The sequence below is a fragment of the Roseibium sp. Sym1 genome, assembly GCF_027359675.1.
Lineage (GTDB): Bacteria > Pseudomonadota > Alphaproteobacteria > Rhizobiales > Stappiaceae > Roseibium.
The window spans coordinates 3,233,009-3,247,251 of sequence record NZ_CP114786.1 but is presented as its reverse complement, the minus strand read 5'-3'; the positions used below and the strand labels follow the sequence as shown (position 1 = coordinate 3,247,251).

Annotated in this window: 12 protein-coding genes; 10 read left to right on the top strand and 2 right to left on the bottom strand. The window is 64.3% G+C overall.

Going from position 1 to position 14,243, the window contains the following annotated elements; translation table 11 throughout:
- Positions 1 to 5 precede the first annotated feature (5 nt).
- On the bottom strand, positions 6 to 1,028 hold the full coding sequence (locus O6760_RS14770; protein ID WP_269586123.1) for a CHAP domain-containing protein: 1,023 nt from the start codon (positions 1,026 to 1,028) through the stop codon (positions 6 to 8).
- Positions 1,029 to 1,140: 112 nt separating this feature from the next.
- Positions 1,141 to 2,247 (bottom strand): D-alanyl-D-alanine-carboxypeptidase/endopeptidase AmpH, encoded by a 1,107-nt coding sequence (gene ampH / locus O6760_RS14765; RefSeq protein ID WP_269586122.1) that lies wholly within the window; start codon positions 2,245 to 2,247, stop codon positions 1,141 to 1,143.
- A gap of 389 nt (positions 2,248 to 2,636) precedes the next feature.
- Here ampH and O6760_RS14760 point away from each other — a divergent pair, with 389 nt between their 5' ends.
- From O6760_RS14760 to O6760_RS14715, 10 genes are all read left to right on the top strand, one after another.
- Positions 2,637 to 3,680, top strand: a complete 1,044-nt coding sequence (locus O6760_RS14760; RefSeq protein ID WP_269586121.1) for a C4-dicarboxylate TRAP transporter substrate-binding protein — start codon at positions 2,637 to 2,639, stop codon at positions 3,678 to 3,680.
- 69 nt (positions 3,681 to 3,749) lie between these two features.
- Positions 3,750 to 4,259: a TRAP transporter small permease gene (locus tag O6760_RS14755; protein WP_269586120.1), complete on the top strand. Its 510-nt coding sequence runs from the start codon at positions 3,750 to 3,752 to the stop codon at positions 4,257 to 4,259.
- Positions 4,259 to 5,596: a TRAP transporter large permease gene (locus tag O6760_RS14750; protein WP_269586119.1), complete on the top strand. Its 1,338-nt coding sequence runs from the start codon at positions 4,259 to 4,261 to the stop codon at positions 5,594 to 5,596. Before O6760_RS14755 ends, O6760_RS14750 begins: the two co-directional genes overlap by 1 nt.
- An 8-nt stretch (positions 5,597 to 5,604) precedes the next feature.
- Complete coding sequence (locus O6760_RS14745) at positions 5,605 to 6,417, top strand: IclR family transcriptional regulator (protein ID WP_269586118.1); 813 nt, start codon at positions 5,605 to 5,607, stop codon at positions 6,415 to 6,417.
- A 27-nt stretch (positions 6,418 to 6,444) separates the two neighbouring features.
- Positions 6,445 to 8,529 carry a 3-hydroxyacyl-CoA dehydrogenase NAD-binding domain-containing protein gene (locus tag O6760_RS14740; RefSeq protein WP_269586117.1) on the top strand — a complete coding sequence of 695 codons (2,085 nt, stop codon included), beginning with the start codon at positions 6,445 to 6,447 and terminating at the stop codon, positions 8,527 to 8,529.
- Positions 8,526 to 9,707 carry an acetyl-CoA C-acyltransferase gene (locus O6760_RS14735; RefSeq protein ID WP_269586116.1) on the top strand — a complete coding sequence of 394 codons (1,182 nt, stop codon included), beginning with the start codon at positions 8,526 to 8,528 and terminating at the stop codon, positions 9,705 to 9,707. Before O6760_RS14740 ends, O6760_RS14735 begins: the two co-directional genes overlap by 4 nt.
- 2 nt (positions 9,708 to 9,709) lie before the next feature.
- Complete coding sequence (locus O6760_RS14730) at positions 9,710 to 10,906, top strand: acyl-CoA dehydrogenase family protein (protein WP_269586115.1); 1,197 nt, start codon at positions 9,710 to 9,712, stop codon at positions 10,904 to 10,906.
- A 1-nt stretch (position 10,907) separates the two neighbouring features.
- A complete protein-coding gene (locus O6760_RS14725) occupies positions 10,908 to 12,020 on the top strand; it encodes an acyl-CoA dehydrogenase family protein (protein ID WP_269586114.1) in 1,113 nt (370 codons plus the stop codon).
- On the top strand, positions 12,017 to 12,439 hold the full coding sequence (locus O6760_RS14720) for a PaaI family thioesterase (RefSeq protein ID WP_269586113.1): 423 nt from the start codon (positions 12,017 to 12,019) through the stop codon (positions 12,437 to 12,439). Before O6760_RS14725 ends, O6760_RS14720 begins: the two co-directional genes overlap by 4 nt.
- Positions 12,436 to 13,953, top strand: a complete 1,518-nt coding sequence (locus O6760_RS14715) for a class I adenylate-forming enzyme family protein (RefSeq protein WP_269586112.1) — start codon at positions 12,436 to 12,438, stop codon at positions 13,951 to 13,953. The genes O6760_RS14720 and O6760_RS14715 overlap by 4 nt, the downstream gene beginning before the upstream one ends.
- The last annotated feature ends 290 nt before the right edge of the window (positions 13,954 to 14,243 follow it).

Sequence of the window (14,243 nt, the reverse complement as noted above, 5' to 3'; positions counted from 1 at the left end):
CGGTGCTATTTCCACTGCTCACCGCAATAATGCGGGCCTGCCGTCGGCAGTTCCACGTTGCAGTTGGCCTCGCCCTCCGCCCTGATCGGGTAGAGGTAGGGGGACTTGTTGCCGAAGGAATCCCGGGTGGCAAAAAAGGTCCAGTTGACGAACCGCTTCGAATTCACGCTGTCTCCCCCCTGATTGCCGCCAAGCAGCGTGAACCCGCTGTAATCGCCGGCGTCGATGTCCCCCCGTGGGTTGGACGGCAGGTCGCCCACCTTGTCGAGAAAGGCAACGTGATCGAAACCGTCCTTGTTGTGTTCCATCACGATGACACAGCCTCTTCTCGGTTCGCTCAGGGCCTCGAAACGCCAGCGCCGCGTCTGCTTGAAGGAAAAGGCACCGGCGCTGCCGGTGTGGCTGTAGCCGGCCCTGTGCAGACAGTAATTGACGAACGCGGCGCACCAGTGGCGATTGTTGATCTTGAGCTTCTGCCGGTCGCTGAGCTTCCACGCCTCACCGCCCATATAGGGGCAGGCCTCGAAATAGCCCTCGTCGACCCGCGTATCGCCTTCCACGATCGCGTTTTCGTCGTCGTTCACCCAGTTGGACGTCTGTTCGCTCAGGGCAATCGCCATCCAGGGCGCCTCGAAGTTGAGCGGTTCCACGGACACCGCGCGGAGCGGTGATTTTTTCGGAGCCGTTTTCGGCACCCAACCCGGCAGCGGCAGCACCTTCAACACCAACCGGGCCTCGCCGCTCATCCGGCGCCAGGTATCCGGTCCCAGCATGCCGTCGTCCTTGAGCCTCTTGGCTTTCTGGAACTGCGCGACATACTGGCTGAAGTCTTCCCGCGACACGGCACCGTTGGATATGCCCAGGACACGGCACACGCCCGACCAGTGGGTGGACCAGCCGACCCGGCGGCCGCGCTTCTGGTTGTATCGCCCGGCCTTGTCGGCCTCCTGCCGGGTCAAAATGGCGGGAATTGCTGCCCCTGCCCCCTCCTGTGCGGGTCCGGAGGCTGGAGTATCTTGTATCGCCATGGCTTCACTCTTGCGCTGATGGAAGGGGCTGAGCACAACGTCAACGATACCACTCGCCGGAAAAAAGTTTACCTAGCGGAAATTGTATCGGCATCGATCGGCCGGAAGGGGCCTACCGCGGTGCAAGTGTTGCAATCAGTTCGTTCACCACATGCGCCATTTCCATGCCGGCGGCGAAATTGAACTGGTTGATGGCAATGAAGACGCCAACATTCCGGCTCGGCGCGAATGCGAGATAGCTGAACACCCCGTCCGCCCCGCCGGCCTTTTGCAGGATCAGCGGCCGGTCGCCCTCGGGCATCATGACGACCCAGCCGAGCCCGATCGCATCCATGTGCCCGCTTTCGTCCATCCCGTAGACCGGCGCAAGGCCGTCCCGCTTCAGCCAGGCCGCGTGGCTCAGCAGGCGGGCTTCCCGCCCCTCCTCGCCGAAACGGTCCAGATTCCAGGCGAGATAGCGCAGCATGTCTTCCGCTGTGGTGTAGATGCGTGACGCACCATACCGGTTGGGGGCCGGAGCAGGCGGTTTCATCTCGTCGCCGTTCCAGTCGTAGCCGGTCATCGTGTTTGCACCCTCCGGCCGGCCGTACCCGGTGTTTTGCATGCCGAGCGGATCGAGCACCCGTTCACGCAAATAGGCCGTGTAGGGCTGCTGCGCGGCGCCTTCCAGCGCCAGCGCGAGAACATCAAACCCGACATTGGAATAGAGCACGCCGGTTCCGGGTGCATAGAGCAGGGGCAGGCTGTCCAGATTGGCGGGAAAGGTCCTTGTGTCGCCCCCGTCCCGATTCTCGACCGGAAACAGGTCACGCTGCAGGCCGCCCGAATGGGTCACAATGTCGATCAGCCGGATTTCGCGCCCCTCGTGATCGGGCAATCCGTTCAGATCCGCGTTCCACTTGCTGGCCGGATCGGTCAGCCCAACCGTGCCGTCGGCCGCCAGATGCGCCAGTGCAAGCCCGGTCAGGGTCTTCGTGATGGAACCGACCCCGATGCGCGTTCCGGCGTCCGGTGCCCGTCCGCTGCCCTTGGCGATTTCGCCAAAACCATAAACCGCGGTCTCGCCGTCCCGGATCACTCCGATGACCAGGCCCGGCACCTTGCTATCGAGGAAAAAAATCTGACCGGTGAATTCCACCGTGTTGTCAAGGAGCGGCTGGTCGGCCCTCACGGACAATGTGGCGGCGAACAGGACAAGTACAGCGGTGAGAATTCTCATCGGACACCCCTTTGCAAGAACTTGAGACAGGGCAGACGTTTCAGGCTAGCGCCTCGTGCGGAGCAGCGCAAACCCGGGCCAAGCCGCCGGCACACGAACCGGGACAACATCCCGGCTGCCTGGATGCCTCTTTCCGGTGATTGCCGCCTTTTGCGCGGTTACAGGCCACAAGCAGGCGTGCGTGAGCTTGCCGCAAGATTTTTCGGCGACCGCCCCCTGAAAATTTCCCATTCAGAATCAGAAAGTTCCACCGGTTTTCCCCCACGCCCGAGCGTCCCGTAGAGCGGCCGCCCGCCGACAGCGAACAGAAAGGCCTTGCGTTATTCGAACAGGAGGAAGCATACTATGCGGAACACTATTCCGCATAGTGGAATTCGGGAGGAGCAAACATGAAATTCCTGGCAGCAGCGGCGCTTGGCGCCCTGATCGGTTCCGTGTCGGTGGCACAGGCCGAAACAACTCTGATCCTCGGGGAAGCCGGCCCCAATCGCGGCGCGCGCGCCGCAGCCCTGAACTGGTTCGCCGAAAAGGCGAGCGAGCTCTCCAGCGACGATCTGAAATTTGACATCCAGTGGGGCGGCGCCCTGTTCAAGGCCGGCGCGGCCCTGAACGGGGTCGCAGACGGGGTCGCGGACCTGGGCACCATCATCTCGGTCTATTTCCCCCAGGAAATGGTCGCCTACGGCATCGCCGACCTGCCTCTGAAGAACGATGACGCCTGGGTGGGCATGAAGGCGACCAACGACCTCATGCGCAACAACGAGGCGATCAGGCAGAACCTCGCCGACATGAACCTGGTCTATATCGGCACCTTCACGACCTCCGCGGTTCATATCGGCTGCAAGGGCACGGCAATCCGGTCCGTTGACGATATCAGCGGCCTGAAGGTCCGCGGCGTCGGTGCTTACGGCGACACGTTCAAGGACATGGGAGCGAACCTCGTGCCCATGTCCATCTACGACGCCTACCAGGGTCTCGACAGCGGTCTGCTCGACTGCTCGCAGGGCTACAGCTACGCAACCGCCGCACTGAAGCAGCACGAGGTGATCGACAGCTACACCCTGCTCAACTGGGGACAGGTCGGTGCGCTCGGCATCCTGATGAACAAGGATGTCTATGACAGCCTGTCGCCTGAAGCACAGGAAGCCCTGGCGGCGGCCGGTGACGGCATCGCGGACGAACTTGGCCGCCTGATCACCGCCGATAATGAAAAAGCCATCGAAACGATGAAGGCGGCCGGGGTCGAGGTGATCGAATTGCCCGAATCCGATCGCGCCAAGCTGGTCGAGGGCGGTGGCACCTACGTCAATGCCTGGATCGAGCGTGCGGATGCCGCCGGCCTGGACGGTGCCGGACTCCTGAACGACTACAAGGCCCTGATCGCCAAATACGAAGCCGAGCGTGACGAACAGGGATATCCCTGGACGCGCTGACGCCGGCCGGCCCCGCCTTCGGGCGGGGCCGATTTCCCTGATCCCCTTTTCCTTGCCAGTGGTGTTGCCATGCTTCGCCGGATCGAGCGTCTGCTCGTCGACCTGTCCATTGTCTCCGTCCTGGGGCTCGGCCTGCTGATCACCGCCAACGTGGTCCTGCGCGCGGCCTTCAATTCGGGCATTCCCGATTCAACGGTTGTCGTTGCCGAACTGATGGTGGCGGCCGTGGTCCTGCCACTCGCGGCCACCACGGCGAACCGGGCCCATATCGCGGTAGAGTTCGTCGCCAACCAGCTGCCGCCCCGCGTCGGCGACGGCCTGATCGTGTTCGGTTCGGTATTCGGTCTGATTGCGCTGACGCCGCTCATCTATGCGGGCTGGCGGGAAGCTGCACACGCCCTTGAAGCCGGGTCCTTCTTCTTCGGCGAACTGCATCTGCCCAAATGGCCCGGACGCGTGATCTTTCTTGCGGGCATGGTGTTTTGCTGGTTGCGCCTGCTGGTGATGGTAGTCGACGACATCCGGACACTTCGTTCCGGCGGCCGCCTCTCGGCCGACAAGACAGACGAGGCCGCCTGATGGACGGGACCCTGGTCGGCCTGTGTGCCTTTGCCGCCCTGATCGTGCTTCTGGGCCTGCGTGTTCCGATTGCCTTCGCCCTTGCCGGCGTCGCGGCGGCGGGCACGTTCGTGATGTTCGCCTTCAGGACCGGAACCTTCATGCCGGAGCGCGCAATCCGCCCGACATCGAGCCTCGTCTATTCCAACAGTTTCGACCTGATCCACAGCTACGATCTTTCCATGATCCCGCTGTTCGTCGCTCTGGGGCACATCGCCTACAGGGCCGAGATCACCACCCGGATCTACCACGCCGCCCGCGTCTGGCTGGCCGCCATTCCCGGCGGCGTCGCAATGGCATCCGTGGTCGGCTGCGGCGGGTTTTCCGCCATCACGGGATCGTCCATCGCCTGCGCCTCGACCATGGGCCGGATCTGCGCCCCGGAAATGCTGCGCATGGGCTACGACAAGCGCCTGGCCACCGCATCCGTGGCCGCGGGCGGCACGCTTGGCAGCCTGATACCGCCGTCGGTTCTCTTCATCATTTACGGCATCTTCACCGAAACATCGATCTCCTCGCTCTTCCTTGCCGGTATCATCCCGGGGATCATATCCCTGCTGGGCTTCGTCCTGGTGATCTGGATCTGGGTGATGCGCGACCCGTCGGCGGCCCCGGTTCACGAGGCCGCCGTCACCCGCGCGGCACGCCTCCAGGCAGCCATCGAGGCCTGGCCCGCGGTCCTGCTGTTCGTCATCATCGTCGCCGGCATCTATGGCGGCATCTTCACGGCCACGGAGGCAGCCGCGGTCTGCGTCTCCGTCGCGCTGCTGATCGGCTTTCTTCAACGCCGCCTGACCATGCGATCCGTTGTCGAGGCCCTGCGGGAAACCGTCATCCAGACCACGTCGATTTTCATAATCGCCGCAGGCGCCAAGATCTTTGTCGCCTTTGTTGCCCTGACCGGCGTTGCCGGCGACATCGTCACCGCCGTGCAGCAGGCCGAGTTGAACGTTGTCGTTTTGATGCTCGCGGTTGCCGCGATCTACCTTCTGCTCGGCATGTTTCTCGACCCGATCGGGATCATGGTGCTGACCCTGCCGCTCCTCGTTCCCCTGATCGAGGGCTACGGCCTCGACCTCATCTGGTTCGGCGTTGTCGTCATCAAGCTCCTGGAAATCGGACTGATCACGCCGCCGGTCGGGCTCAACGTCTTCGTCATCGGCTCGGTGGTCGGCCGCCAGGTGCCGATTGACCGCATCTTCTCGGGCATCCTCCGGTTTCTGTATATCGATGTCGTGGTGCTGGCCCTCATCATGGCATTCCCGATACTGTCGCTTCTGATCCCGAATTCAATGTGAGAATGACCATGGACCAGACGCCTGCCTCGACCGACCGCCGCTTCGCCACCACCCTCGCCCGGGGGCTCACGGTCCTGCGCGCCTTCCGGGCGTCGGACGACGGTCTGGGCAACGCCGAGATTTCCGAGCGCACCGGCCTTCCCAAAAGCACCGTCTCGCGGCTCACGTTCACATTGCAGTCCCTGGGATATCTGACCCATGCCCGCCGGCATGACCGCTATCGCCCCGGCCCGGCCTTGCTGGCCCTCGGGAACGTCGCGCAGGCGTCGATTTCCTTTGTCGACATTTCCGGCCCGATCATGCAGCGGCTGGCGGATGAAACCGGCACCCTCGCCCTGCTGCTGGTGCGCGACGAATCCAAGCTGCTGATCGTCAAGACATGGCGGCCGCGCGGCGTCTCCTCGCTCTGGCTGGAAGTCGGCCACAGGGTGCCGGTCAGAGGCTCGTCCTCGGGCCATGCACTTCTGGCGGCACTGTCGCAGGAGCTCTTTGAGAAAACCGTCGCCGATGCCGGCGGCGACCGCGGTCTCACGATGGAAAGCGCGGTGGCGATCCGCGACGACGCCTATGGCCAGCTGGTCGCACGCGGGTTTTCCATCACACCGCCCGAAGACTATTTCGCAACAACCATCCACGCCGTTTCCAAACCGTTTTCAACCCGGGACCTCGCCGAGCCCGTGATCTTCACCTGCGGGGCCATGCCCCAGGACCTGAGCGTGGAACGCATGGAAACGGAAGTCGGCCCGAAGCTCAACGATGCGGTCAAGGAACTGGAACGGATGATGGGCCAGCCGCCTTCGATGACAGTCCGCCGCGACTAGACGATTTCACCAGGGAACAGGGACAGAATGACGGAAATTGTACGCTACGAACGACAAGGCACCATCGCGGTCGTCACGATTGCCAATCCTCCGGTCAACGCGCTCGGGCAAGCGGTCCGGCAGGGCCTGTGGGAGGCGTTCGACCGCTTTGCCGGGGACGATGCCGCCGTTGCCCTGATTGTCGGCGAGGGGAAACTCTTCATCGGGGGAGCGGACATTTCGGAATTCGGAAAACCGCCCCTTGAACCCTTTCTTCCCGATGTCTGCACACATATCGAAAGCAGCCGCAAACCGGTGGTCGCGGCCGTCCACGGCCCCGCCCTCGGCGGCGGCTGCGAAATCGCGCTCGGAGCCCATTACCGCCTGGCGACGAAAGATGCGCGTTTCGGTTTTCCGGAGGTCAAGCTCGGCCTTGTACCCGGCGCCGGCGGCTCCCAGCGCATGCCCCGTCTGACCGGTGTGGCGCCGGCGCTCGCGATGATGCCCGCCGGCGGTTCGATTTCTGCGCAGGAGGCATTGGAAATCGGTCTGGTGGACCGTGTTGCCGATGGCGACGTGCGCACGGCCGGCCTCGCCTTTGCCAGGGAGATTGCGGAAAAGGGGGCTCCCGTCCGCAGGGTCAGCGAGCTGCCCAACCCGCAATTCGACGAAGGCGCCTTTGCGGAGGCCCGCGCCGTCTGGAAGAAAAAGGCCCGCGGTGAAATTGCCCCGCTCAAGGCGATCGATGTTGTCGAAGCCTCGACACGCCTGCCATTCGCCGAAGGCATGGCCGAGGAACGGCGGTGCTTTCTGGACCTTCTGGACACGCCGCAACGCGCCGGGCTTATCCATGCGTTTTTCAACGACCGGAAGGTCGCAAAGCTGCCCGACCTGGAAGGCGTGGCGCCGCGCACCCTTGCCCATGTCGGGGTGATCGGCGGCGGCACCATGGGGGCCGGCATTGCGACCTCGTGCCTGCTTGCGGGACTGTCCGTGACATTGCTCGAACGGGACGATGCCGCGGCGGACAAGGCCCGCTCGACCATCTCGGCCAATCTCGCAGCCGCCGTGAAACGCGGCAAGCTTGCGGAGAGCAGACTTGAGCCCGCCCTGGCGGCACTCGCGACAGTGACGGATTATGCCGCGCTCGGCGCGGCCGATCTGGCCATCGAGGCTGTCTTCGAGGACATGGCCGTCAAGAAGGAGGTGTTTACCTCTCTCGACGCGGTGATGAAACCGGGCGCCATCCTGGCCACCAACACCTCCTATCTCGACGTCAATGAAATTGCCGGCGCCACGGCCCGCCCCGGCGATGTCATCGGGCTGCATTTCTTCTCGCCGGCCCATGTCATGAAGCTGCTGGAAGTCGTTGTTGCCGACAGCACGGCAGCCGATGTCACGGCAACCGCCTTTGCCCTTGCCAGACGCCTCGGCAAGGTCGCCGTCAGGTCCGGTGTCTGCGACGGCTTTATCGGCAACCGCATTCTGTCCACCTACCGCGGTGCGGCGGACCGGATGATCCTGGAAGGCACGTCGCCCTGGGACATCGACACGGCCATCAGGGATTTCGGGCTGCCGATGGGACCGTTCGAGATGGGCGATCTCGCCGGGCTCGACATCAACTACATGACCCGTCAGCGCAAGGCGGCGACCCGTGACCCCCGCGACATCGTCCCCACCTGGGGCGACGAGATGTACCACAAGGGCTGGCTCGGGCGGAAAACCGGGCGCGGCTACTACACCTATCAGGACGGCAAGGCGTCACCGAACAAGGACGTGGAGCCGCTTCTGGAAGAAGCCCGCAAAGGGCACCGGCAACGCCCCCTCGGCCCGGACGAAATCGTGCGCCGCTACATGGCAGCGATGGTCAACGAGGCCGCCAGGGTGGTCGAGGAAGGCATCGCCCGCCGTCCGCTCGATGTCGATGTGACGCTTCTCTATGGCTACGGCTTTCCCCGGTGGCGCGGCGGGCCGATGCTCTGGGCAGACACGCAGGGACTGGCAGGACTGTTGGACGACATCAGGTCCTGGGAAACAGACGATCCCTATTTCTGGCAACCCGCACCGCTCCTGGTCCGGCTGGTCGAGGAAGGGCGGACCTTCTCCGATCTCAACAGGGAAGACGCGCAATGACCCGGGCCGTCATCGTTTCCACCGCCCGCACGGCGATCGGCAAGGCCGCGCGCGGCGCCTTCAACCGCACCCACGGCGTCACCATGGCCGGCCACATTGCCCGCCATGCCGTCGACCGGGCCGGGATCGACCCGGTCCTGCTGGAAGATTCCATCTGGGGAACCGGCTATCCCGAACACGTCACCGGAGGCAACCTCGGTCGGCAGGCCGTGGTCCGGGCCGGTCTTCCGGTCGATGTCGCCGGCACCACGGTCAACCGCTTCTGCGCCTCGGGCCTTCAGGCCATTGCCATGGGCGGCCAGATGATCGCGGCCGAAGGTGCCAGGGCCGTCCTTGTCGGCGGAGCGGAAAGCATCTCCCTCAACCAGCCGGTACCGCGCCTCTCGCGCGAGCCCTGGATCGAGGCAAACAGGCCCGACCTCTACATGACCATGATCGATACCGCCGACACGGTTGCGTCGCGTTACGGCATCAGCCGCGAGGACCAGGACGCACTGGCCCTCAAATCGCAGCAGCGGACCGCCGCCGCACAGGAGGCGGACCTGTTTCGGGACGAGATCGTGCCGATTGACGTCACAAAGGCCGTCACCGACAAGGCCACCGGCGACGTCACGTATCAGGACGTGACCATCTCCAGGGATGAATGCAACCGGCCGTCGACCACCCTTGAGGGGCTCGCGGGGCTGCCGCCGGTCATGGGCGACGGCAAGTTCGTCACCGCCGGCAATGCCTCCCAGCTTTCAGACGGCGCCGCCGCTCTGGTGATGGTGGATGAACGCGAAGCGGAAAAGGCCGGCCTGAAACCGCTCGGCCGCTATCTCGGCTATGCCGTTGCCGGGTGCGAGCCGGACGAGATGGGGATCGGTCCCGTCTTCGCGGTGCCGCGCCTGCTGGAACGTCATGGCCTGACGGTGGATGACATCGACCTGTGGGAGCTGAACGAGGCGTTCGCAAGCCAGGTCCTTTATTGCCGCGACCGGCTCGGCATCGACGACACGAAACTCAACGTCAACGGCGGCTCCATTTCCATTGGCCATCCTTTCGGCATGACCGGAGCGCGCATGACCGGACACCTGCTGCTCGAAGGCCGGCGCCGGCAGGCGAAGCTCGGTGTCGTCACCATGTGTGTCGGCGGCGGGCAAGGCGCCGCGGGCCTGTTTGAAATTTTCGGAGACTAGTCATGGACCTCAACTTCACGGACGAACAGACGGGTTTCCGCGACGAGGTGCGCGCCTTTCTGGACCGCGAACTGCCGCCAAGACTTTCCGAGAAGGTCTCCCGCGGCAAGCGCCTTACAAAGGCCGACTACGAGGAATGGCATGCCATCCTGAACGCGCGCGGCTGGCTCGGCGTCACCTGGCCGAAGGAGCATGGCGGCACGGGCTGGGATGCGGTCCGGCGCCATATCTTCGAGGAAGAAACGACCCGGGCGCACGCGCCCCGGATCCTGCCCTTCGGCCTTGCCATGCTCGGGCCGGTGCTGATGAAATTCGGCAGTGACGCCCAGAAGTCCCATTACCTGCCGCGCATCCTGAACGGTGACGACTGGTGGTGCCAGGGCTATTCGGAGCCGGGCGCCGGATCAGATCTCGCCAACGTGCAGACGACCGCGGAACGCAGCGGAGACCACTACATCGTCAACGGGCAGAAGACCTGGACGACCCTCGGCCAGTACGCCAACAAGATTTTCTGCCTCGTGCGCACGTCCAGGGAAGGCAAGCCCCAGCAGGGCATCAGCTTCCTGCTGATCGACATGGACAGCCCGGGCATCGAGGTGCGCCCGATCGTCCTGATCGACGGCGAGCCGGAGGTGAATGAAGTCTGGTTCACCAATGTGAAGGTGCCCGTGTCCAACCTTGTCGGCGAGGAAAACAGGGGCTGGACCTACGCCAAGTACCTTCTGACCCATGAACGCACCAACATCGCCGGCGTCGGCTATGCGCAGGCTGGCCTGACCACCTTGAAGCGCATCGCGGGCGAACAGATGCAGGGCGGCGCACCGTTGATGTCGAACCCGTTCTTCGCGGCCAAGGTCGCCCAGGTCGAGATCGACCTGATGGCGATGGCGACGACCAACCTGCGGACGATTGCGGCCGCCAGCAACGGCCAGGCCCCCGGCGCGGAAAGCTCCATGCTCAAGATCAAGGGCACGGTGATCCGCCAGCAGATCAATGCCCTCGCCCGCCAGGCCGTCGGCCCCTATGCCGCGCCGTTCGTTTCCGAAGCGCTGGAGGACGGTTCGAACGTGGAACCGGTTGGACCCGACTACGCCCTGCCCGCCAGCCAGGCCTATTTCAACAACCGGAAACTCTCGATCTACGGCGGCTCCAACGAAGTGCAGCGCCAGATCATTTCCAAGGCGATCCTGGAGCTCTGAAATGGATTTCAAACTGACCGAAGAACGCCAGATGCTGCAGGACGGCCTCAGGCGCTACCTGGCTGCCAATGTCACGCCTGAAGGCATCCGCCAGACGGATGAAAACGGGACAGGTCTCGACACCGCGCTGTGGCAGGGCCTCACCGACATGGGACTGCCCGGCGCGATGCTGCCCGAAGAACACGGAGGCTTCGGCGGCGGCGGCTTCGATATCATGGTGGTCTTCGAGGAACTGGGCCGTGCGGGTGCCGTGACGCCGCTTATCGAAACCGCGGTGCTCGCCGGCGGTCTTCTCGGCGAGGCCGGACGGACCGAAGAGGTCGGTGACATCATCGACGGACGCCTGGTTGCATTTGCCCATGGCGAACCGGCCTCGCGCTACGATCTCAACCGCGTCCAGACGCGCGCGGAGCGGACCGGCGACGGCTGGCACCTCACCGGCCGCAAGGCCGTTGTCCACCACGCCTCTGCCGCCGACACCCTGGTGGTGTCCGCCCGCACCTCCGGCGACGCCGACGCGGAAGCCGGCATCTCCCTGTTCCTGGTCCCCGCGGACGCAGTCCAGCTGCGGGACTATCCGGTATATGGCGGCGGGCATGCCGCCGAAGTGGCGCTGGACTGCAGTGTTCCCGCCGCGGCCCTCGTCGCGGAGGAAGGCAAGGCCTTCCCGATGATCGAACGCGCCAATGCGCGCGCGGCGGCCGCGCAGTGCGCGGAGGCCCTCGGCCTGATGGAAACCATCAAGTCGCTGACGGTCGACTATTTGCGCCAGCGCCGCCAGTTCGGCCAGCCGATCGGCAAGTTCCAGGCGCTGCAGCATCGCATGGCCGACATGTTGATCGAAATCGAACAGGCACGCAGTGCCGTGATCAATCTTTGCGGTCATCTGGCGTCCGGCGCCGGCGAGCGCGAACTGCATGTGTCGGCCACCAAGAACCTGATCGGGCGCGTGGGCAAGCTCGTCGCGGAAGAAGCGATCCAGATGCATGGCGGCATCGGCATGACACAGGAATACGCCCTGGGTCACTTTGCAAAGCGGCTGACCATGGTCGATCACCGCTTCGGGGACACGGATTTCCACCTTGAGCGATTCATCAGGCTTTCCGCCGCATGATCGAGATCATAGAGGCAGAAACCGGCGCCCAGAAGACACTCGGATACGTTCTGGAAATCGGCCACGAGGACGGCAGTGCACGTTGCCGTCTTGATGTCACGGAAGCGCACTCGAACCGGCACGGTGTCCTTCACGGAGGGATCGCGACCACGATCCTGGACAATGCCATGGGAGCGACCTCGTCCCTGACCGTCGACCCAAAGGGCCGCACGCCTTTCCTGACGATCTCAATGTCCACGCAGTTCCAGGCACCCGCCCATGCCGGCAAGCGGGTGACGGCGACTGCCAGGGTGACCGGTGGCGGCCGGGCCCTTCTGTACCTGGAAGCGACCCTGGTCGACGAGGACGACCGGCTGATCGCGACCTCGATCGGCGTCTTCAAACGCGCCCGCACATCCCGCACGGAGGAAGGGCGATGACATTTGCCCGCATTCACGAGCTTGTCGAACAGCACCTGTCCTTGCGCCCGGACGCACCCGCGATCAAGGACTGTGACGGCACGCTCTACAGCTGGCGGCAATACCACGGCCTGATTGCCGAGGCCGAGGCGCTGTTGCGCAGCCACGGGGCGGCACCGAACGAGCGCGTGCTGGTGGTGGCGGAAAACTGTCTCGCCGTCCCGGTCCTGATGATGGCCTGCTCGCGCATCGGCGCCTGGGCCGTGCCCGTCAATGCGCGCATGTCGACGGCCGAAATCGCGCGGATCACCGCTCATGCGAAGCCCGTACTCACCTTCTACACGTCGAATGTCAGCAAGGAAGCCGCCGCCCACGCGGGTGACGCGGCCGGAATCGCGCCCGGAATCACAACAGGGTTCGGTGCCCTGCACATCGCTGCGGGCTCGAGCGACCCGGAGCCCCTGCCCGAGACCTCGTCGCCCCCGGCACTGCTTCTCTACACCACGGGAACAACCGGCGATCCGAAGGGCGTGATGCTGAGCCACGCCAATCTCGTCTTTGCGGCCATCGCCTCGTCCGAGCTGCGTGGCCTCGGCCCGCAGGATCATGTCTACGGCGCCCTGCCGCTGACCCATGTCTTCGGTGTCGCCTCCATGCTGATGGCCTCGGCCTATACCGGGGCCATGGTTGAACTGGTGACACGGTTCGTGCCTGCCGACCTGTTTCATGCATTGCGATCCGGAACCACCGTAATGCCGGCGGTCCCGCAGATGCATGCGCTGCTGATGGCCCATGCCGAGGCGCAGGGCCTGAAGAAACTCGGATCGGAAACCCTGCGATACGTGTCTTCCGGCGCGGCCCCGCTCGATCCGGCCTGGAAACGCAAGGCGGAAGCCTTTTACGGTCTGCCGCTTCAGAACGGTTACGGCATGACGGAAACGACGGCGGGTGTCTGCGGCACACGAAACCGGATCGGGGATCCGGATATCAGTGTCGGCTCACCCTTGCGGGGCGTCGAACTGAAGCTGGACCTTGATGTCGGCGAAGATGCCGAAGTCGGCGAAATCCTGACCCGCGGCCCTCAGGTGATGCTGGGCTACTTTCGAAACCCCGCGGCAACCGCCGCGATGATGACCGATGACGGCTTCCTGCGAACCGGCGATCTCGGAAAGTGGGACGACCAGGGCCGGCTACATGTCGTTGGGCGCTCGAAGGAACTCATCATCCGTTCCGGTTTCAACGTCTATCCGCCGGAAGTGGAGGCCGCGCTGAACGATCACCCGGCGGTGGTCCAGTCGGCGGTTGTCGGCCGCCGGGTGAATGGCGACGAGGAAGTGGTGGCCTTCGTGCAGCCCTCCCAGGACGGAGCCGTGACCGAAGACGACCTGCGCGCCTACGTTTCCACACGGCTTGCCGGGTACAAGCGTCCATCGCGGATCCTTGTCGTCGAGGCGCTCCCGGTGGCGGCCACCGGCAAGATCCTGAAGCACCGCCTGCTGACGCATTTTTCCGGCCTTCTGAAAACCGAAGAGTGACGGGCTTTCGTGAAATCGGCAAGGTCCGATTTCCCTGCCCGTCGAGCGACTTCTGGGCTAATACCAACCGCACTTAATAGGAACCCATCTGACCGCGTTTGGAGACTGTTCGGCAAGGAGCAGATTGCAGGGCGATACGGGGTATCGTCCAAAATCTGCGACGCGGCAGAACAGCCTCCAAACGCGGCCTTCGGTGGCCTGTTCCGGCCCGCCGGACGGCGTTGCGCCGCTTGAACGGCCAACCAGGCCGTCCTGCGCAACGCGCCTTGCCGGCAAACCGGAACAATGAC